19 protein-coding genes are annotated in these 19,591 nt (G+C 64.7%); 12 read left to right on the plus strand and 7 right to left on the minus strand.

Going from position 1 to position 19,591, the window contains the following annotated elements:
• Positions 1-88 precede the first annotated feature (88 nt).
• The 5 genes from ACEN8U_RS18730 to ACEN8U_RS18750 all read right to left on the minus strand — a co-directional run bounded on the left by ACEN8U_RS18730 (position 89) and on the right by ACEN8U_RS18750 (position 7,047).
• Positions 89-364 carry a hypothetical protein gene (locus tag ACEN8U_RS18730; protein ID WP_006053283.1) on the minus strand — a complete coding sequence of 92 codons (276 nt, stop codon included), beginning with the start codon at positions 362-364 and terminating at the stop codon, positions 89-91.
• Between the two features lie 86 nt (positions 365-450).
• Complete coding sequence (glp, locus tag ACEN8U_RS18735; protein ID WP_015003410.1) at positions 451-1,770, minus strand: gephyrin-like molybdotransferase Glp; 1,320 nt, start codon at positions 1,768-1,770, stop codon at positions 451-453.
• A gap of 62 nt (positions 1,771-1,832) precedes the next feature.
• Entirely contained in the window at positions 1,833-2,471 is a 639-nt protein-coding gene (gene mobA / locus ACEN8U_RS18740) for a molybdenum cofactor guanylyltransferase MobA (RefSeq protein ID WP_015003409.1), read from the minus strand.
• Between the two features lie 9 nt (positions 2,472-2,480).
• Positions 2,481-3,590, minus strand: a complete 1,110-nt coding sequence (gene moaA, locus ACEN8U_RS18745) for a GTP 3',8-cyclase MoaA (RefSeq protein WP_015003408.1) — start codon at positions 3,588-3,590, stop codon at positions 2,481-2,483.
• Positions 3,591-3,792: 202 nt separating this feature from the next.
• Entirely contained in the window at positions 3,793-7,047 is a 3,255-nt protein-coding gene (locus ACEN8U_RS18750) for an Rne/Rng family ribonuclease (RefSeq protein ID WP_413658618.1), read from the minus strand.
• A gap of 728 nt (positions 7,048-7,775) precedes the next feature.
• Here ACEN8U_RS18750 and ACEN8U_RS18755 point away from each other — a divergent pair.
• The 4 genes from ACEN8U_RS18755 to ACEN8U_RS18770 all read left to right on the plus strand — a co-directional run bounded on the left by ACEN8U_RS18755 (position 7,776) and on the right by ACEN8U_RS18770 (position 10,974).
• Positions 7,776-8,813 (plus strand): RluA family pseudouridine synthase, encoded by a 1,038-nt coding sequence (locus ACEN8U_RS18755; RefSeq protein ID WP_015003406.1) that lies wholly within the window; start codon positions 7,776-7,778, stop codon positions 8,811-8,813.
• Positions 8,806-9,465 (plus strand): HAD-IIIA family hydrolase, encoded by a 660-nt coding sequence (locus tag ACEN8U_RS18760; RefSeq protein WP_013589170.1) that lies wholly within the window; start codon positions 8,806-8,808, stop codon positions 9,463-9,465. Before ACEN8U_RS18755 ends, ACEN8U_RS18760 begins: the two co-directional genes overlap by 8 nt.
• On the plus strand, positions 9,462-9,884 hold the full coding sequence (locus ACEN8U_RS18765; RefSeq protein ID WP_015003405.1) for a Rieske (2Fe-2S) protein: 423 nt from the start codon (positions 9,462-9,464) through the stop codon (positions 9,882-9,884). Before ACEN8U_RS18760 ends, ACEN8U_RS18765 begins: the two co-directional genes overlap by 4 nt.
• A gap of 85 nt (positions 9,885-9,969) precedes the next feature.
• Positions 9,970-10,974: a S49 family peptidase gene (locus ACEN8U_RS18770; RefSeq protein ID WP_015003404.1), complete on the plus strand. Its 1,005-nt coding sequence runs from the start codon at positions 9,970-9,972 to the stop codon at positions 10,972-10,974.
• Positions 10,975-11,024: 50 nt separating this feature from the next.
• On the opposite strand, the gene ACEN8U_RS18775 is transcribed toward ACEN8U_RS18770, so the two are convergent.
• Both ACEN8U_RS18775 and ACEN8U_RS18780 read right to left on the minus strand, forming a co-directional pair.
• A complete protein-coding gene (locus ACEN8U_RS18775) occupies positions 11,025-11,744 on the minus strand; it encodes an SAM-dependent methyltransferase (RefSeq protein ID WP_015003403.1) in 720 nt (239 codons plus the stop codon).
• On the minus strand, positions 11,741-12,358 hold the full coding sequence (locus tag ACEN8U_RS18780; protein WP_041745639.1) for a Maf-like protein: 618 nt from the start codon (positions 12,356-12,358) through the stop codon (positions 11,741-11,743). The genes ACEN8U_RS18775 and ACEN8U_RS18780 overlap by 4 nt, the downstream gene beginning before the upstream one ends.
• Positions 12,359-12,655: 297 nt before the next feature.
• On the opposite strand from ACEN8U_RS18780, the gene ACEN8U_RS18785 reads away from it, so the two are divergent.
• The 8 genes from ACEN8U_RS18785 to fabF all read left to right on the plus strand — a co-directional run bounded on the left by ACEN8U_RS18785 (position 12,656) and on the right by fabF (position 19,584).
• Complete coding sequence (locus tag ACEN8U_RS18785; RefSeq protein WP_041745637.1) at positions 12,656-13,309, plus strand: DUF177 domain-containing protein; 654 nt, start codon at positions 12,656-12,658, stop codon at positions 13,307-13,309.
• A 101-nt stretch (positions 13,310-13,410) separates the two neighbouring features.
• Positions 13,411-13,590 carry a 50S ribosomal protein L32 gene (gene rpmF, locus ACEN8U_RS18790; RefSeq protein WP_006051932.1) on the plus strand — a complete coding sequence of 60 codons (180 nt, stop codon included), beginning with the start codon at positions 13,411-13,413 and terminating at the stop codon, positions 13,588-13,590.
• Between the two features lie 172 nt (positions 13,591-13,762).
• A complete protein-coding gene (gene plsX / locus ACEN8U_RS18795) occupies positions 13,763-14,869 on the plus strand; it encodes a phosphate acyltransferase PlsX (RefSeq protein WP_035482186.1) in 1,107 nt (368 codons plus the stop codon).
• Positions 14,869-15,858, plus strand: coding sequence for a beta-ketoacyl-ACP synthase III (locus ACEN8U_RS18800; RefSeq protein WP_013589163.1), 990 nt, complete (start codon positions 14,869-14,871; stop codon positions 15,856-15,858). Before plsX ends, ACEN8U_RS18800 begins: the two co-directional genes overlap by 1 nt.
• Positions 15,859-15,952: 94 nt before the next feature.
• Positions 15,953-16,888, plus strand: a complete 936-nt coding sequence (gene fabD, locus ACEN8U_RS18805) for an ACP S-malonyltransferase (RefSeq protein WP_015003399.1) — start codon at positions 15,953-15,955, stop codon at positions 16,886-16,888.
• Between the two features lie 73 nt (positions 16,889-16,961).
• Positions 16,962-17,711, plus strand: a complete 750-nt coding sequence (fabG, locus tag ACEN8U_RS18810; RefSeq protein ID WP_015003398.1) for a 3-oxoacyl-ACP reductase FabG — start codon at positions 16,962-16,964, stop codon at positions 17,709-17,711.
• A 151-nt stretch (positions 17,712-17,862) separates the two neighbouring features.
• Positions 17,863-18,102, plus strand: a complete 240-nt coding sequence (gene acpP / locus ACEN8U_RS18815; protein WP_004197638.1) for an acyl carrier protein — start codon at positions 17,863-17,865, stop codon at positions 18,100-18,102.
• 243 nt (positions 18,103-18,345) lie between these two features.
• A complete protein-coding gene (gene fabF, locus ACEN8U_RS18820) occupies positions 18,346-19,584 on the plus strand; it encodes a beta-ketoacyl-ACP synthase II (RefSeq protein WP_013589160.1) in 1,239 nt (412 codons plus the stop codon).
• Positions 19,585-19,591: the final 7 nt, after the last annotated feature.

Raw genomic sequence — 19,591 nt, forward strand, 5'->3', positions numbered from 1 at the left:
CGGTCCGGCGTCGCGACGGCTAGGCCGGCGTCGCGGGCGGCGGTAGCAGTGGCCGGCGCGGCCACCATGGCCCGCCTTGCAACGCGGGTCAGGCTTCTTCCGGTGCGTCCGTCAGCTGGATCTCAATGCCGCCGAAGCGCGACGCGACCCAGTTGTACGCGTGGCAGGCAATCCACAGCAGGATGAAGCCAAGAATCGCGTTCAACAGCAGGGCGCTGAACACCGTGCTCAGTTCGACCGAGCCATAGCGCACGAACGCGACCAGCACGCCGAGCAGCACGATAGGCACCGAAAACGTCAGATAGACGAGGATAAGTGCTTTAGCCGTTTGTCCCGGTGCAATGAACGAGATCTGTTTTTTCATGTAAGTCAAACCCGCATGTCGTAGTGGTAATGGGTAAAGCAAAACGTGAACGCGAGAAAGCGCCGGGTCGTGAACGCGCGGAACCGTCAGATCAGGCCATGGAACAGCATGATACTCACGCGTTCGCCCTCGGCGATGTCACCTTCATCGTGGCCGAGCACGATGAAACAGTTGGCCTCGCTCATCGAACTCAGCACGCCCGAGCTCTGCGAGCCTGTCGGTGTGACCTGCCACTGGCCGTTTGCACCGTTAGCACCGTTCGCAGCCTGCGTGGCGATGCCGCGCTGAAACTCGGTCCGTCCGGGCCGCTTGCGGATCGGGCACTGGCTTGCCGCCTGGATCACCGGCAGCGGTTGTGGCGTTGCGCCGGACATGAGCAGCAGGACCTCGCGCACGATCTGATAGAACGTCACCATGACGGCCACAGGATTGCCCGGCAGACCGAAGAATAACGCAGGCAGCCCAAGACCCGGCCGCCCGCCGGACCAGACGCGGCCAAACGCGAGAGGGCGGCCCGGGCGCATGGCGAGGCTCCAGAACGCGACGTCGCCGAATGTCTGCAACATCTGCCTCGTGAAATCGGCCTCGCCGACGGAGACGCCGCCCGAGGTCAGCACCACGTCCGCGCTCGCCGCGGCGCTGCGCAGCGCGGCCTCGAGCGCGGCGGGTTCGTCGCGGATCACACCGAGATCGAGGGTGTCCACGTTCAGGCGCCGCAGCATGGCAAAGAGCGTGTAGCGATTGCTGTCGTACACGGAGCCCGCGTCGAGCGGTTCGCCGAGCGAGCGCAGTTCGTCGCCGGTCGAAAAGAACGCGACGCGCAGGCGCCGCCGGACATTGATTTCGCCGATGCCGAGCGAAGCCAGCAAGCCCAGGTCGGACGCGCGGAGCACGCGGCCCGCGCGCAACGCCGCGTGGCCGCGGGCGAGATCTTCGCCGGCAAGGCGCCGGTTTGCGCCGGCGCGCACGGCGTCGGCTAAAAAGCGGATCGAAGCCGAGTCTGCGCTGCGCTCAACCAGCTCTTGCGGCACCACCGTGTCGCAGCCTTGCGGAATGCACGCGCCCGTCATCACGCGCACGCATTGCGCGCCCTCGACGCGGCCGGGAAACGGATGGCCCGCCAAGGCTTTGCCGACGACCGTCAGTTCGACGGCCGGCGCGGCTGCCGCCAGCGCGGCGCCATTGAACGCATAGCCGTCCATCGCCGAATTGTCGTGCGACGGCACGTCGATGGGCGAGACGATGTCCGCGGCGAGCACGCGGTCGAGTGCGTCGCGCAGCGCGACGCGCTCGACGGCCGTGACCGGCGTGGCCCATTCGCGCGTGATCGCCTGAGCGGCCGGCACAGGCAGCGCGTGAGGATCGTACTGCGCGACGCAGCGGGAAAATTCGTTGTGCGTGGTCATGAAGAAGCTGGACGTCGCGGCCGGCGGCGGGACTGGCAGAGGCCGTGCGGCGGAGCGGGATTTCAGCCGGGGCCCCGATGACGCTCGAGGTCGGCGAGTTCTTGTAAAGAATTGATATTGTAAAACGCGCGCTCGTCGGCAAAGGCGACTTCCACGGTCTTGTGGCGCGCGTACCACGCGCGAACCTTACGCTCGCCGGCCTGCAGAAAGTCCGCGAGATCGTCGGTGAGACGGGTGTGCAGCAGCGCGAAGACGGGGTGGAGCGACCGCTTGCCTCCGGCGTCGCAAGTCGTGACGGTCGCGATGTCGGCCGAATTGGACGCGAGCGCGTCTGCGAGGCGCGCGGCCAGGTCGGCGGGCAGCCACGGGCTGTCGCACGGCGCGCTGAGCAGGTAATCGCTGCGTACCGCACGCAAACCGGCGAGCAAACCGGCGAGCGGTCCGGGAAATTCGGGCAGCGTGTCCGCGACGACTTTCGCGCCGAACGGCGCACCCAGCGCCGCGTAGATATCGGCGTGACGATTGGCGCTGATCAGCAGCGCGCCCGTCTGCGGCGCGAGGCGCGTGAGGACGTGGGCGGCCAACGGTTCACCGTGGAGCGGCTGCAGGCCCTTGTCGACGCCGCCCATGCGGGTGCCGCGGCCGCCTGCGAGCACGAGGCCCGTGATCTGTTCGCGCGATGGACGCGGGAGTCGCTGCATGCCTGCGAATCAACCGCCGATATACGACATCTCGACGCGCCGCGCATCCTGCGCGCCCGGCTCGGCGGTATTGCTGCCGCGCAGTTGCGAGTAGCGGTCGGCGCGCCCCTGCCAGATTTCCGCGACGGCGGTGGCGATGTCGGCATCGCTCGCCCCGCCGCGCAGCAACGCGCGCAGATCATGTCCGGCCGAGGCAAAGAGGCACAGGTACAGCTTGCCCTCCGTCGAAAGGCGCGCGCGCGTGCAGCTGCCGCAAAAGGCGCGCGTCACGCTCGAGATCACGCCGATCTCGCCGCTGCCGTCTGCGTAACCCCAGCGCTGGGCGGTTTCGGCGGCGCTGTGCGCTTCGAGCGGCGCGAGCGGGAAATGCTCGGCGATGCGCGCGATCACCTCGGCTGACGGCAGCACTTCGGTCATATTCCAGCCGTTCGACGTGCCGACGTCCATGTATTCGATAAAGCGCAGCACCGCGCCCGAGCCTTTGAAGTGGCGCGCCATGGGGACGATTTCGCTGTCGTTCGTGCCGCGCTTGACCACCATGTTGACCTTGACGGGCGCGAGGCCCACGGCCTGCGCGGCGGCAATGCCGTCGAGCACGTCGGCGACCGCGAAGTCAGCGTCGTTCATGCGGCGAAACAGCGTGTCGTCGAGCGCGTCGAGGCTGACCGTGACGCGGGACAGACCGGCGTCTTTCAGGCTGCGCGCTTTGCGCGCGAGAAGCGAGCCGTTGGTGGTCAGCGTCAGGTCGAGCGGCCGGCCGGCCGGCGTGGTGAGCTGCGACAGCCGCTCGATCAGGAACTCCAGATTCTTGCGCAGGAGCGGCTCGCCGCCCGTCAGACGAATTTTTTCGACGCCATGCGCGACGAAAAGCCGCGCGAGCCGTTCGATTTCCTCAAAAGTCAGCAACGCGCTGTGCGGCAGAAACGCATAGTCCTTGTCGAAGACGGCGCGCGGCATGCAGTAGACGCAGCGGAAATTGCAGCGGTCCGTCACCGAAATACGCAGGTCGCGCAGCGGGCGTGCGAGGGTGTCGTGCAGCGCGCCGTTAGGTGTCTGCAGCGGCCCGGAGATGACAGGCGCCGCGCTGAGATCGGCAACAGGGATGATGCGTCGGGACATGGGTTGCTTGCGTTGCGTCAAACCGGAAGGACGAGTGATTCATTCTAGCGGAAATGCATCTCGCGGCTGGGGGAAGGCCGGCGCTGTCGGGGTATACGGGGAGGAGGGCGGTTGGACCCGTGTCTGTCCGGCGGCGGATTCGGGCGAAAAAAAGCCCGCCGGTAAGGGCGGGCTTTTCGACACGACGCGATGCGCCACAGACTTACTGCGGATGTCGCACCGTTTCCACCTGCTGCATCGGCGTGCTGTCGACGGGCGGCAAGGGCCTGCGCTCGCGCACGACACGCGGCGGTTTCACGGTCTGGGCAGCCGCTTCCTGGGCGGCGCGCAGCTTGTCCGCGTCGGTATTGACCCAGACGAGCCCCGCTTTTTCCAGCACCGGCTTCAGCGCTTCGGCCGAAACGCCGCCATTGAACGCTGCCTGCGACGGCCGCGCGGTTTGCGGCGCGTCCGCTGCCGGCGCGGCTTGATGCGCTTGCGGCGCTTGCGGTGCGGCGGCTGCAGCGGCCGGTTCCACCGCCGGCGCGGCTGCGGTCACAGCCGGCTTGGGCTCGACGATTTCCGCTTGCGGCGCGACTTCAGCGGCCGGCGCTGCAACTACCTCAGCGGGAGCGGCGGGCTGCGCCTGAACCGGCGCGGCTTGCACCTCGGCGGCCTGTTCGCGAACGACCGGTTCCACCAGCGACACCGTCTCCGCAGCCGCAGGCGCCGTCTGCGCCGGTTCCACCGGCGTGGCAGCTTGCGCGACGGGCACCTCTGCGACCGGCTCGACAGCCGCCGGAGCAGCCGGAACCTCAGCGACCGGCACGATGGTTTCCGTCTTCGCGGCCTTTTCGGCGGCGAGAGCGGGCGTTTCCGTAGCCGCATGCAGCTCGGTGACCACGGCCTGCTCGGTCGCGACAGCCGCCACGACGACTTCCACCGGCGCCATTTCCTTGGCTACGGCGGCTTCGTTTGCTTCCGGCTTGCGTTCCGCCGGCTGCTGAGCCGCACGCAGCGGGGCTTCTTCGCTGACGTTGACGTTGTCGCCCTCGGCTTCGGCAACATCCGCAGCCAGGTTGCCGTTCACGTCCTCTTCGCGCTCGCGACGACCGCCGCGACGGCCGCGACGGCGGCGACGACGCTCTTCACCCTCGCGCGCCACGGCTTCCCGATCGGCCGGCGCAGCATTTTCGGTGACGGCGGCCTGGTTTGGCACCAGTTCTTCCGCGGTTTGCGTGTCGGGTTGCGTCAAGGCGTCCGCGCTTTCCGCCTGCTGCTTGCGACGCTCGCCGCGCTCAGCGCGCTCGCCCCGTTCACGGCGCTCACCGCGTTCCTGACGTTCGCCGCGCGGCGTGTTTTCTGCCGTTTCGGCACGGTCGCCGCCGCGATTGTCACGATTGTCACGATTGTCGCGGCTCTCGCGGCTCTCGCGGCTCTCGCGGGCTTCACGCGGCTCGCGTCCTTCGCGGTTGCCGCGCGGTTCACGTGCCTCGCGCGGCTCACGTGCTTCACGACCTTCGCGCGGTTCGCGTTCCTCACGGCGCTGCGACGGCTGCTGACCCTGACGACCGCCGTTCGTGCCTTCCGGGCGTGCCGCGGCATCGCGGGCGCCCGCGCCGCCACGGCGATTACGGTTGCGGTCGCCGCCGCGCTCGCCGGTACGCTCACCCCGCTCCTGGCGCTCGCCGCGTTGCGGACGTGCCTGCTTTTCGGGCGCGGCCGGTACGACAGTCGCCGGCGCCGCCGGCTGCATGCCGAACAGATTCTTCAACCAGCCGATGAACCCGCCGCTCGCCGGCGTCGCCGCCACGGGAGCCGGTTCTGCCGCCGGACGAACCGGTGCGCTCGGCGCCGGCTTTTCAGGCGTGATGCCCTTGACCGCCGCTTCCTGCTTCGGCTTCACTTCTTCGGTGCGCTTGCTGTAGCCGGTTTCCGACTCCATTTCGCGAGCCGCTTCCTCGGCCATTTTCCACGACGCGCGCGGATCGTCGAGGCGCGCGTCGTCGTGACGCAGACGCTCCAGCTTGTAATGCGGCGTGTCGAGATGCTTGTTCGGCACCAGCACGACGTTGACCTTGAAGCGCGACTCGATCTTGTTGATCTCCGAGCGCTTTTCGTTCAGCAGGAAGGCGGTCACTTCGACCGGCACCTGGCAATGGATCGCCGCGGTGTTTTCCTTCATCGCTTCTTCCTGAATGATCCGCAGCACTTGCAGCGCGGACGATTCGGTATCGCGGATGTGGCCCGTGCCGTTACAGCGCGGGCAGGTCACGTGGCTGCCTTCCGACAGAGCCGGGCGCAGACGCTGGCGCGACAGTTCCATCAGGCCGAAGCGCGAAATCTTGCCCATCTGGACGCGCGCGCGGTCGTGCTTGAGCGCGTCTTTCAGGCGCTGCTCGACTTCGCGCTGGCTCTTGGCCGACTCCATGTCGATGAAGTCGATCACGATCAGGCCGCCCAGGTCGCGCAGGCGCAACTGGCGCGCGACTTCGTCGGCGGCTTCGAGGTTGGTGCGCGCGGCGGTTTCCTCGATGTCGGCGCCCTTGGTGGCGCGGGCCGAGTTGACGTCGATCGCGACGAGCGCCTCGGTGTGGTCGATCACGATCGCGCCGCCCGACGGCAGCGGCACCGTGCGCGAATACGCCGTTTCGATCTGATGCTCGATCTGGAAGCGCGAGAAGAGCGGCACGTCGTCGTGGTAACGCTTCACCTTGCCGACGTTGTCCGGCATCACGATGTCCATGAAGGCGCGCGCCTGGTCATGAATTTCCGTGGTGTCGATCAGGATTTCGCCGATATCCGGCTGGAAATAGTCGCGAATCGCGCGAATCACGAGGCTCGATTCGAGATAGATCAGCATAGGCTGACCCGCCGAGCCGCTTTGCGACGCGGCTTCGATGGCGCGCCACAGCTGCATCAGGTAGTTCAGGTCCCATTGCAGTTCTTCGGCGCTGCGGCCGATGCCGGCCGTGCGCGCGATGATGCTCATGCCTTCGGGCAACTGCAACTGCGCCATGGTTTCGCGCAGTTCCTGACGGTCGTCGCCCTCGATACGGCGCGACACGCCGCCGCCGCGCGGGTTGTTCGGCATCAGAACGAGGTAGCGGCCGGCGAGCGAGATGAACGTGGTGAGCGCTGCGCCCTTGTTGCCGCGCTCTTCCTTTTCGACCTGGACGATCAGTTCCTGGCCTTCCTTCAGCGCGTCCTGGATGCGCGCGGAGCGCATGTCGACGCCGTCACGGAAATACTGGCGGGCGACTTCCTTGAACGGCAGGAAGCCGTGGCGATCTTCGCCGTAGTTGACGAAGCAGGCTTCGAGCGACGGCTCGATGCGGGTAATGATGCCCTTGTAAATATTGCCTTTGCGCTGTTCGCGCCCGGCGGTTTCGATGTCGATGTCGATGAGTTTTTGCCCATCGACGATGGCGACGCGCAACTCTTCCTGCTGCGTCGCATTGAACAACATGCGTTTCATTGAACGGCTCCAGAGCGGCTCGGCCGGCCTCCGATTCTTGCGGTTGTCAGTCGCGAGAACAGGAGGCAGCGGCATGCCGCGCCTTATTGTGTTTTCACAAGCACGCTGGAGCGGGAAGAATGGCGGGAGAATTGCCTGAGGGGGCCCGGCCCTATAAACGCAGGGGCACGGTGCCGCAGGGCACATGCGAACACGGCTTCAAATTACGACCCGACACGCCGCGGGTTCTGCCGGCAGACCTTCAAAAACCCCCGTCCCCCTCGCCGGCGCGCCTGCTGGGCGCGGGACCGGAGGGTCGAAGGTGCGGTCATGCCGCAACGGGAAGTTCGCGCAGGCGGCGCGTCTTTTCCTGCTGGGGGTGTCTCGCCTCATTTTGACGTCGCCAAGTCTTGTACTTTCTACAAGACGCCACGGGCGCACGCCGTATTTTCGCAACCAGCAGCTTCGTACAGCCGGGCGTGACGCCGCCCGATACCGAAGCTGGAAGTTAAATTCTTTTTTACCAAAATTCCGTTACCGTCGAGGCCGGCCTTGACCGAACGCGCCTGTGGGCGCCGTCCCTGCCGGGCACTGACCTCGTGCATGCAACTTGTTGCATCTCATTTTCAGGGCGAGCAACCAGCCCCCGGCGCAAGTAAAATAACGATTTACGCTTGCACCTGCGCAATCCGCCCGGATTCCGGACACTGCGCCGGCCGCCGCAGACTGCTGGGCAAATTATATTCAGAATGAAAGAGTTAGGCAAAATATCCCAGAAATCGGTATCAAGCGCGGTCGCGAGCGATCAGGTCTCGGTCATCGAGATCGACGACAGCGCGGCCGGACAGCGCATCGACAACTTTTTGTTGCGCGTCTGTAAAGGCGTGCCCAAGAGCCACATCTACCGCATCTTGCGCAGCGGGGAAGTGCGGGTGAACAAGGGCCGGATCGACGCGCAATACCGGCTCGAACTCGGCGACCTGGTGCGCGTGCCGCCCATTCGCGTCGCGCAACACGACGAGGCGGCCGCTCAGGCGCCCGTGCCGAGCGCACAGTTCAGAATCATTTTCGAAGACGAGCATCTGCTCGTAATCGACAAACCGGCCGGCGTCGCGGTGCACGGCGGCAGCGGCGTCGCTTTCGGCGTGATCGAGCAGATGCGCGAGGCGCGTCCGCAGGCCAAATTCCTCGAACTGGTGCATCGGCTGGACCGGGAAACTTCCGGCATCCTGATGCTCGCGAAGAAGCGCTCGGCGCTCGTGAATCTGCACGACCAGATTCGCGAAAACCGGATGGATAAACGCTACTATGCGTGCGTTCACGGCGAATGGGCGAGCGACTGGGGGCGTCGCCGGGCGGTCAGGGAGCCGCTGCACAAATACGTGACCGCCGACGGCGAACGGCGTGTGCGCGTGCAGGCTGACGGTCTCGCGTCTCACACGGTGTTCAATCTGATCGACCGTTGGCCGGAATACGCGCTGCTCGAGGCAGAGTTGAAGACGGGCCGTACCCATCAGATCCGCGTGCACCTGCAGCACCTGGAACTGCCGATCGTCGGCGATGCCAAATACGGCGACTTTGCGCTCAACAAGGCGCTCGCCCGCGCGAACGCAAAGCCGGGGCTCAAGCGCATGTTCCTGCACGCTTACCGGTTGAAGCTCACGCACCCGGCAACCGGCGCGCCGCTGCAGCTGGAGGCGCCCTTGCCGGCCGAGTGCCGCAACTTCATCGCGCAATTGAACGAACTACGAAATGGGTCACACCCGGAGACGGCATCGCATGGCTAGAGAGCAATTTGATCTGATCGTCTTCGACTGGGACGGCACGCTGATGGATTCGACCGTGCACATCACGCGCAGTATCCAGGCGGCCTGCCGCGATCTCGGCCTGCCGGTGCCCGCGGACGAAGCGGCGAGCTACGTCATCGGGCTTGGCTTGCGCGACGCGCTGCAGATCGCCGCGCCCACGCTCGATCCCGCCGACTACCCGCGCCTTGCCGAGCGCTACCGCTTCCACTATCTGGTCAAGGACCAGACCACGGAGCTGTTCGCCGGCGTGCGCGAGATGCTGCAGGAACTGCGCGATCAGGGGTATCTGCTCGCGGTGGCGACGGGCAAGAGTCGCGTCGGGCTGAACCGCGCGCTCGACCAGGTGCGGCTTACGAGCCTGTTCGACGGCACGCGCTGCGCGGACGAAACGTTCTCCAAACCGCATCCGGCCATGCTGCACGAACTGACGCGCGAGCTCGGGCAAGACCCGCTGCGCACGGTGATGGTCGGCGACACCACGCATGATCTCCAGATGGCGATCAATGCGGGCGTGGCGGGCATCGGCGTGACTTACGGCGCCCATCCGGCCGACTCGCTCTCCGCGCTCGCGCCGAAATACGTGGCGTCTAGCGTCAGCGCATTGTCGGGCTGGTTGAAGGAAAACGCATGAGTTCGACCGACAACGCGAGCGGGCAGGCCGCGGAGGCTGCGGCGCAGGCCGTGCGGGTGTGCGGCTCGGAGGAGCTGGTCGACGGCGGCATGGGCGTTCGGCGCGCGGCGAGAATCGGCCCGGATGAGGTTGTGGTGTTTTTCGTGCGCTATGACGGTCGCGCCTATGGCTACTTGAACCGCTGCGCGCACGTGCCCATGGAACTCGACTGGGCGGAGGGTCAGTTCTTCGAATCGTCCGGCTTATACTTGATGTGCGCCACACATGGCGCCATTTATGCGCCGGATACCGGCAAATGCGTAGGCGGTCCGTGCCGTGGCGGCCGGTTGCGCGCGCTTCGGGTGGACGAGCGCGACACGCCCGAAGGCCGCGCCGTTTTCTGGTTGCCGGACGGCGAATTGCGTCCCGCCGCGCCGTGATCTGCCGCCGTGATTAGCCGCCGCGCTCAGCTTTCGCGCCGCTTTTCGCGTTTTACCCGTCTTTCCCGACCATTCCCGAGTCCGCATGTCCGACAACTTGACGCCTGAAACGAAAGAGCCGCCCATGAGCGGCCGCAACCGCGCTTCCGCCGACGAACCCGGCTGGGAGCGCGCGGCGCTCGAGCGTATTGCGCTCGCCGCCATTAACGAGCAGCGGGCGGCGCGCCGCTGGAAGATCTTCTTCCGGCTATTGTTCCTCGTCGTGCTGGGCCTCGTGGTATGGGCCGTGTTCGATTTCTCCGGCGACAAGATCGCCGCGTCGGGCCGCCACACGGCGCTCATTGCACTTGACGGCGAAATATCCGCCGATACGCGCGCGAACGCCGAAGATATTAGCGCCGCGCTCGAAAGCGCGTTCGAGGACGCGGGCACGGCGGGCGTCATCCTGCGTTGCAACAGCCCGGGTGGCAGTCCGGTGCAGGCCGGCATCATTTATGAGGAAATGCGGCGTTTGCGTGCCAAACATCCGTCAATTCCCCTCTACGTCGTGGTGGGGGACATGTGCGCGTCCGGTGGTTACTATGCCGCGGCGGCCGGCGACAAGATTTACGTCGACAAGGCGAGTATCGTCGGCTCGATCGGCGTGCTGATGGACAGCTTCGGCTTCACCGGGCTGATGGATAAGCTCGGGATCCAGCGCAGGTTGCATACTTCCGGTGAGAACAAGGGCTTTTACGATCCCTTCTCGCCTGAAACGCCGAAAATGGATCAGCATGCGCAGGAAATGCTCGACCAGATTCATGGCCAGTTCATCGACGCCGTGCGTCAAGGGCGCGGCAAGCGTCTGCACGAGACGCCGGACATGTTCTCCGGCCTTTTCTGGACCGGCCAGAAAAGCGTGGAGCTCGGTCTCGCCGACGGTTTCGGCGATGCCAATTACGTGGCGCGCGAAATCATCAAGGCGCCGGACATCGTCGACTACACGGTGAAGGAGAGCATTACCGACCGCGTCGCGCGCAAGTTCGGCGCGGCAGTGGGCGGTGGCGCGGTGCACGCGCTGGCGTCTGGCGCAAGGCTCAATCTGCGCTGAGGTTGGCGGCCGCGCGGTTGCACGCGGCCTCTCCTCGCGGCGTGCGGGCTTTACGTCGCCAATATGAGAAAGATCGCCGGCCGCTTGTGCAGGTCAATGGCAGGTTTCTTCTTCCAGTCCGCCACCGTGTGACTGCGGATGGTTTCCGTGTCCAGCGTCAGATCGACAGCGACGCAGACAAGCGTCGAAGGTGCGCAGGTGGCCAGCAAGGTGTCCAGCAGCGCCCGGTTGCGGTACGGCGTCTCAATAAAGATCTGCGTCTGCTTGCCCTTGCGCGATTGCATTTCCAACTCGCGCAGGCGCTTGGCCCTTTCTGCTGCGTCGACCGGCAAGTAGCCGTGAAACGCAAAACTTTGCCCGTTGAGCCCCGAGGCCATCAGTGCCAGAAGAATGGAGCTCGGGCCGACGAACGGCACGACCCTCACGCCGCGCTCGTGCGCCCGGCGCACCAGTAACGCGCCCGGATCGGCAACTGCCGGGCAGCCTGCTTCCGACACCAGTCCGGCATCCGTGCCGGCCAAGACCGGCGCGAGCAGTTTATCGATCTCGCCGGCCGGCGTATTGACGTTGAGTTCGCGGATCTCGATCTCCTGAATCGGCCGCTCGGTGCCGACTTTCTTCAGAAAAGCGCGGGTCGTTTTCGCGTTTTCGCCGATGTAGTACTGAAGCGCCGCGGCGCGGGCGCGAACCGGAGCAGGGAGAACGGCGCCGAGCGCGTCGGCGTCGCCTTCGCCTAGGGTGTTCGGGATCAGATAGAGCGTGCCGCTCATTGCGCCCCCAAAAGCGGGTAGCCCGCCGTCATCAGCATGTCCGACAGCGCGATCAGCGGAAGACCGACGAGAGCCGTCGGATCGTCGGAGTGGATCGCTTCGAGCAGTGCAATGCCGAGTCCCTCGGACTTCGCGCTGCCCGCGACGTCATAGGGCGTTTCGGCGAGCAGATAGGCTTCGAGCGCTGCATCCGGCAGATTGCGAAAACGCACGCGAGTGATGACGTCGACGCTCTGCGCGGCTCCCGAGCGGCTGTCGAAAAGACACAGCGCGCTATGGAACAGGACTTCGCGTCCCCGCATCGCCTGCAGTTGCGCAAGCGCCTTCTCGTGCGTGCCCGGTTTGCCGATTTGCAGGCCGTCGTAAGTCGCGACCTGATCGGAGCCGATCACAAGCACGGCGTCGTCCGGCGCAAGCGCCGCGGCCACCGCGCGCGCCTTCGCCTCCGCGAGCCGCAAAGCGGTGGCTTCGGGCGTTTCGCTGGCGTGCGGGGTTTCGTCGATCGCGGGCACGGCCACGTCGAATGGAATGCGAAGACGCTCGAGCAACTTGCGGCGGTACGACGAACTCGACGCCAGAATGAGGCGTGGCGGGCTTTTTAGGGAATCAGGCATGAGCGGTTGACGGCTGGAAGGGCGGGGCGTACGCAGTTGCGCGAATGCTGCGCAAGTACGGACTTAAGTGTTTGACTCGAAAAGACAAAACGGATATGATTTTGGGCTTTTCATCGGTATGCTTGCGTTACGCGAGCCTCGGTGCGTGCCGCAGCAGTGAATAGAAGCAAGCGGAGAACGGCTGCTGGCGCATCACTGAAGCTACGCGGTTTTCTCGCAAACTGATTTGTCCCGTGATTTAGCGGTGAAACCTGGCAGCAAAACTTGGCGGCGAACATTGCCGACGCAGGAGCGCACATGACTCAACATCCTGGCAAACCTGCAGGTCTGTCCGACCCGCATGAACTCGATCTGTTCGAATTTGCGCGGAGCGGCCGGCAGGCCGCGGGTGTCGTGCGCGTCTCGCAACTGCCGCGCATGTTAAACGAAGTCCCGGCAGAAGCGCCAGACCGCGACACCGCGTTCACCTGGCAAGCCGAAGGGGCGACGCAGCCGGAATTGCAGGACGACGGCACCGAGGGTCCCCAGCCTTACTTGAGGATGGCGATTCACGGCGCGGCCTGGCTCGAATGTCAGCGGTGCATGACACCGTACTCGCAGGCGTTCAATGTCGACGCGACCTACCGGATCGTCAACACTGAGGCGGAAGCCGAAGAATTTCCGCTCGACGAGGATGAGGTCGAAGTGATCGTGGGCTCGCGCCAGTTCGATCTCGTCGACCTGATCGAAGAAGAGTTGCTGCTTTCCTTGCCGCTCGTGCCCAAGCACGAGGTTTGTCCCGAGGTGCACGAGAGTCTCATCTCCGGTGCGGCCGGTGCCGAAGGCGAGGGTGACGAAGCTGCGCTGGACGAGGCTGGCGGCGCGGATGAGGGCGGCGAGCCCGAGCGGCCGAATCCGTTCGCGGCGCTCGAAAGTCTCAAGCGTGGCGAGCCGGGCGACAAGAAGCACTGAACAGTTGCATGGGAGCGCGAGGCGGGCGCATTGGCCATTCGGCCAATGGCGGACACCGCGTCGGGCTGTGTTAGAATTCGGAAAATTTTTAGGAGTTAGTCATGGCAGTTCAACAAAATAAGAAGTCGCCGTCGAAGCGCGGCATGCACCGTTCGCACGATTTCCTCACGGCAGCGCCGCTGGCTGTGGAACCGAGCACGGGCGAAGTGCATCTGCGTCACCATGTGAGCCCGAACGGCTACTATCGCGGCAAGAAAGTCGTCAAGACGAAGAACGACTAATCGTTTCACTGCGTTGCGCCAACCGGCGTTTCGCGTGGCGATCAGTTCGCTTGACATTTTCCCGGCTCGGCAAAAAGGCGGCATTGAATTGCCGCTTTTTTGTGTCGATTGCAGTTGCAGCTTCAGCGCTGACTGCGATCCCATGCAGAGCGTCTGAAATTCGCCGCACTCCATGACAGTAAAGCTCACGATAGATTGCATGGGAGGCGACCACGGCCCGTCCGTGACCGTTCCCGCTGCCGTCAACTTCGTTCGCTCGCATCCTGACGCGCAGTTGCTGCTCGTCGGCATTGAAAGTGCGATTCGTGCGCAGCTGAAGAAGTTGAAGGCTCAGGACCTGTCGGCGTTGACGGTCGTATCCGCTTCCGAGATCGTCGCGATGGACGATCCGGTGGAAGTCGCGCTGCGCAAGAAAAAAGATTCATCCATGCGCGTGGCGCTGAACCGCGTGAAGGAAGGCGAGGCGCAAGCCTGCATTTCCGCCGGCAATACCGGCGCGCTGATGGCGGTTTCGCGCTATGTGCTGAAAACGCTGTCGGGCATCGAGCGTCCGGCGATTGCGTCCGCGCTGCCGAACCCCAACGGCTACACCATGATGCTCGACCTGGGCGCCAACGTCGACTGCGAACCGCAGCATCTGCTGCAATTCGCGGAGATGGGGCACGCGCTCGTGTCCGCGCTCGAAGGTAAGGAGCGGCCTACCATTGGGCTGCTCAATATCGGCGAGGAAGTCATCAAGGGCAACGACACCATCAAACGTGCCGGCGAACTGCTGCGCGCGAGCACGCTCAACTTTCACGGCAATGTGGAAGGCAACGACATCTTCAAGGGCACGGTCGACGTGATCGTGTGCGACGGTTTCGTCGGCAATGTGGCGCTCAAGACGTCCGAAGGCCTCGCGCAGATGCTGTCGAACATCATCAAGGAAGAGTTCGGCCGTTCGTGGCTCACGAAGGTGATGGCGGTGCTCGCGTTGCCGGTATTGATGCGCTTCAAGAAGCGCGTCGATCATCGGCAATACAATGGTGCCGCGCTGCTCGGCCTGCGCGGACTGGTGATCAAAAGCCACGGTTCGGCGGATGCCTACGGGTTTGAGTGGGCTATCAAACGCGGGTATGATGCCGTCAAAAACGGCGTGCTGGAGCGCCTTGCGCGAGCGATGGAAGAGAACGCCGGTTCTCTTGAACAGGCGGCGCGCGACGCAAGCGGTGCGGGTCACGCAAGCCCCATCGCAGGCCAGCCGGCCGAGCCCTACGCTGCGCAATCCTCGAAGGCATAATGGCTCAATCGACAATTTATTCCCGCGTTCTGGGAACCGGCAGCTATCTGCCGCCCGCGCGCGTCACCAATCAGGACCTCGCCGAGCGTCTCGCGAAGCAGGGCGTCGAGACGAGCGACGAATGGATCGTGGCCCGCACGGGTATCCATGCGCGTCACTTCGCCGACCCGGACGTCACCACGAGCGACCTCGCGCAGATTGCCTCGCAGCGCGCGATCGAAGCGGCGGACATCGACCCGCAAGCCATCGACCTGATCATTGTCGCCACCTCCACGCCGGACTTCGTGTTTCCGAGCACGGCGTGCTTGCTGCAGAACAAGCTCGGCATCAGGAATCACGGCGCGGCGTTCGACGTCCAGGCCGTGTGTTCCGGTTTCGCCTATGCCGTGTCCATGGCGGACAGCCTGATTCGCGGCGGCCAGCATCGCACGGCGCTTGTCGTCGGCGCGGAGACGTTCTCGCGCATTCTCGATTTCAACGACCGCACCACCTGCGTGCTGTTCGGCGACGGCGCGGGCGCGGTGATTCTGCAGGCCTCGGCAGAACCGGGTGTCCTGTCGAGCGCGTTGCACGCGGACGGCAGCCATTCGAACATTCTCTGCACGCCGGGCAACGTGAACGGCGGCGTGGTGGCGGGCAGCGCGTTCCTGCACATGGACGGGCAGGCGGTGTTCAAGCTGGCCGTCAACGTGCTGGAAAAAGTCGCGGTCGAGGCACTCGAGAAAGCGAATCTGTCGGCGGATCAGATCGACTGGCTCATTCCGCATCAGGCCAATATCCGCATCATGCAAAGCACTTGCCGCAAGCTCGGCTTGCCGCAGGAGCGCATGGTCGTCACGGTGGGCGAGCACGGCAATACGTCGGCGGCCTCCATTCCGCTCGCGCTCGACGTCGCGGTGCGCGACGGCCGCATCAAGCGCGGCCAGAACGTGCTGATCGAAGGCGTTGGCGGCGGCTTCACGTGGGGCGCGTCGGTCATCCGTTACTAAGCGGCGGCTGACTCAGGGCGGCGCCTGCAAGGCGCCTCGCGCCGCGCGCTCACGAGCCGCGCCTACATCTGACTAAATCGATTTTGGGGACGATATGAAATTTGCGTTCGTTTTTCCTGGACAGGGTTCGCAATCGGTCGGCATGCTCAACGCTTTCGCCGATCAGCCCATTGTGCGCGAGACGGTTCAGGAAGCGTCCGACGCGCTCAATCAGGACCTCGGCAAGCTGATCGCCGAAGGCCCCGCGGAAGATCTCAATCTCACCACCAACACGCAGCCGGTCATGCTGACGGCGGCCTACGCGATCTACCGCGCGTGGCAGCAGGCAGGCGGCCCGGCGCCGGCTCTCGTCGCCGGCCATAGTCTCGGCGAATACACGGCGCTCGTCGCGGCGGGCGCCATCGCGTTTCGCGACGCCGTGCCGCTCGTGCGTTTCCGTGCGCAAGTCATGCAAACGGCTGTGCCCGTCGGCGAAGGCGGCATGGCGGCGATTCTCGGTCTCGACGACGACACGGTGCGCGCGGTGTGCGCGGAAGCGTCGGCGGCGGGCGTCGTCGAAGCGGTCAATTTCAATGCGCCGTCGCAAGTCGTGATCGCGGGCCATAAGGCCGCCGTCGAGAAGGCCTGCGAAGTCGCGAAGGCGAAGGGCGCAAAACGCGCGCTGCCGCTGCCGGTGTCGGCGCCGTTCCACTCGTCGCTGCTCAAGCCGGCTTCGGATCAGCTGCGCGAATACCTGGCAAGCGTCAACGTGCAGGTGCCGTCCATCCCCGTCATCAACAATGTCGACGTCGCCATCGTCAACGAGCCGGCGCAGATCAAGGACGCGCTGGTGCGCCAGGCGGCGGGCGCCGTGCGCTGGGTCGAGAGCGTGCAGGCCATGGCGGCGCAGGGCGTGACGCACGTCGTCGAATGCGGGCCGGGCAAGGTCCTTGCGGGATTGACCAAGCGCATCGACGGCAATCTGATCGGCGCGTCGGTGTTCGATCCGGCCTCGCTCGAAGAAACGCTCAAGCTCCTGACAGCCAACTGAGTGCGACATCGCACAGACAGCGCAGCAAGCATCAGCAATCAATCAGCCCTCCGAAGGGCATTCGGATCGACAGATGGAAAAGAATCTCGACAAGCACATCGCAATCGTCACGGGCGCCTCGCGCGGCATTGGCCGCGCCATTGCGCTGGAGCTCGCGCGCCAGGGCGCCACTGTGATCGGTACGGCGACCAGCGAAAGCGGAGCGGCGGCCATCAGTGAAGCGTTCAATGCGGCTGGCGTGAGCGGCCGCGGCGCGGTGCTCGACGTGAACGACGCGGCGGCTGCGGAAGCGCTGATCGACGGCACGGTGAAGGAATTCGGCGCGCTGCACGTGCTGGTGAACAACGCCGGCATCACGCAGGACCAGTTGGCCATGCGCATGAAAGACGACGACTGGGACGCGGTGATCGACACGAACCTGAAGTCGGTGTTCCGTCTGTCGCGCGCGGTGCTGCGCCCGATGATGAAGGCGAAGGGCGGCCGCATTATCAACATCACGTCGGTGGTCGGTTCGGCCGGCAACCCGGGGCAGGTCAACTACGCCGCGGCGAAAGCAGGCGTGGCCGGTATGACGCGCGCGCTCGCACGTGAAATCGGCAGCCGCGGCATCACGGTGAACTGCGTGGCGCCTGGCTTCATCGACACCGACATGACGCGCACCTTGCCCGAAGAACAGCAAACCGCGCTCAAAACACAGATTCCGCTCGGCCGTCTCGGCAGCCCAGAAGATATCGCGCACGCCGTCGCTTTTCTCGCGTCGCCGCAAGCCGGTTACATCACCGGCACGACGATGCATGTGAACGGCGGAATGTACATGTCGTAACCAAATTCGGTTACTATCCGCGCCTTGATGCGTTCCTCGAATGCGTCGGGCGCATGCCTTGACAGCAACCTGATGCGCCGCTTTTTTGCCGGGTCAAACCTGATAAAATGCGCGCACCTGTATTTTTGAACTTCTTTCCCTTGGAGGGGTAATGGACAATATCGAACAGCGCGTCAAGAAGATCGTCGCAGAACAACTGGGCGTGGCCGAAGCGGAAATCAAGAACGAAGCTTCGTTCGTGAACGACCTCGGCGCCGACTCGCTGGACACGGTTGAACTCGTGATGGCCCTCGAAGACGAATTCGGCATGGAAATTCCGGATGAAGAAGCCGAGAAGATCACCACCGTTCAGCAAGCGATCGACTACGCTCGCGCAAACGTCAAGGCCTAAGGTCATTCGCACCTGCGTCCTGGCGTTAGCGGCGCATGACGCCCTGCCGCGTCGGTTGCCGACGCTATCGGGGCCGGCGTTCTTTGCCACGCCGCTTGCCGCAAGCGTTGCCATGCAGGAGCCAGCGATGTTGACAGCGCAAGTTTCCGCGCGATTGCCGACTTAACAGCCACAGGGTGCACAGGGCAGGTTCCTGTGGCCGCTGTGGCTTTTGTTTTTGTCATCTATGAAAAAGAGGTTACCGTGAGCCGCCGTCGTGTTGTTGTTACAGGCCTGGGGCTGATTTCGCCTGTTGGCAATAATGTTGCCGACGGTTGGGCCAATCTGGTCGCCGGCAAGTCGGGTATTGCCAATATCACGAAGTTCGACGCGTCGAACTTCTCGACTCGTTTCGCCGGCGAGGTGAAGGGCTTCAATATCGAGGACTACATCCCCGGTAAGGAAGCGCGCCACATGGATACGTTCATCCATTATGGCGTGGCCGCAGGCATCCAGGCGATGCAGGACAGCGGCCTTCAAGTCACCGACGAAAATTCGGAACGTATCGGCGTCGTGGTGGGTTCGGGTATCGGCGGCCTGCCGATGATCGAAGTCACGCAAACCGAACTGCTCAATCGCGGGCCGCGCCGCATCTCGCCGTTCTTCGTGCCGGCGTCGATCATCAACATGATCTCGGGTCACCTGTCGATCAAGTTCGGCATCAAGGGCCCGAATCTCGCCATCGTGACGGCGTGTACGACGGGTCTGCACTGTATCGGCGAGGCTTCGCGCCTGATCGAATATGGCGACGCCGACGTGATGATCGCGGGCGGCGCGGAGTCGACTGTCTCGCCGCTCGGTATCGGCGGCTTCGCGGCGGCGCGCGCGCTGTCGCAACGCAATGACGATCCGGCAACGGCGAGCCGTCCGTGGGACAAGGACCGCGACGGTTTCGTGCTCGGCGAAGGCGCCGGCGTGATGGTGCTCGAAGAGTACGAGCACGCCAAGGCGCGCGGCGCGAAGATTTACGCCGAAGTCGGCGGCTATGGGATGAGTGGCGACGCCTATCACATGACCGCACCGCTCGAAGATGGCGACGGCGCGCGCCGCTGCATGCTCGCAGCCCTGAAGAACGCGGGCGTCAACGCCGATCAGGTGAATTATCTGAATGCGCACGGCACGTCCACGCCGCTCGGCGACCTGGCTGAAACGACCGGTATCAAGCGCGCGTTCGGCGACCACGCCAAAAACATCGTCGTGAATTCGACGAAGTCGATGACGGGTCACCTGCTTGGCGGCGCCGGCGGTCTCGAGTCGGTGTTCACCGTGCTTGCCGTGCACCATCAGGTGTCGCCGCCCACGATCAACATCTTCAACCAGGACCCCGCTTGCGACCTGGACTACTGTGCCAACACCGCGCGGGAGATGAAGATCGACGTCGCGCTGAAGAACTCGTTCGGGTTCGGCGGCACGAACGGCACGCTGGTCTTCAAGCGCGCCTGAGGCTCGC

The sequence above is a fragment of the Paraburkholderia phenoliruptrix genome, assembly GCF_047325075.1.
GTDB classification, from domain to species: Bacteria; Pseudomonadota; Gammaproteobacteria; order Burkholderiales; family Burkholderiaceae; genus Paraburkholderia; species Paraburkholderia phenoliruptrix.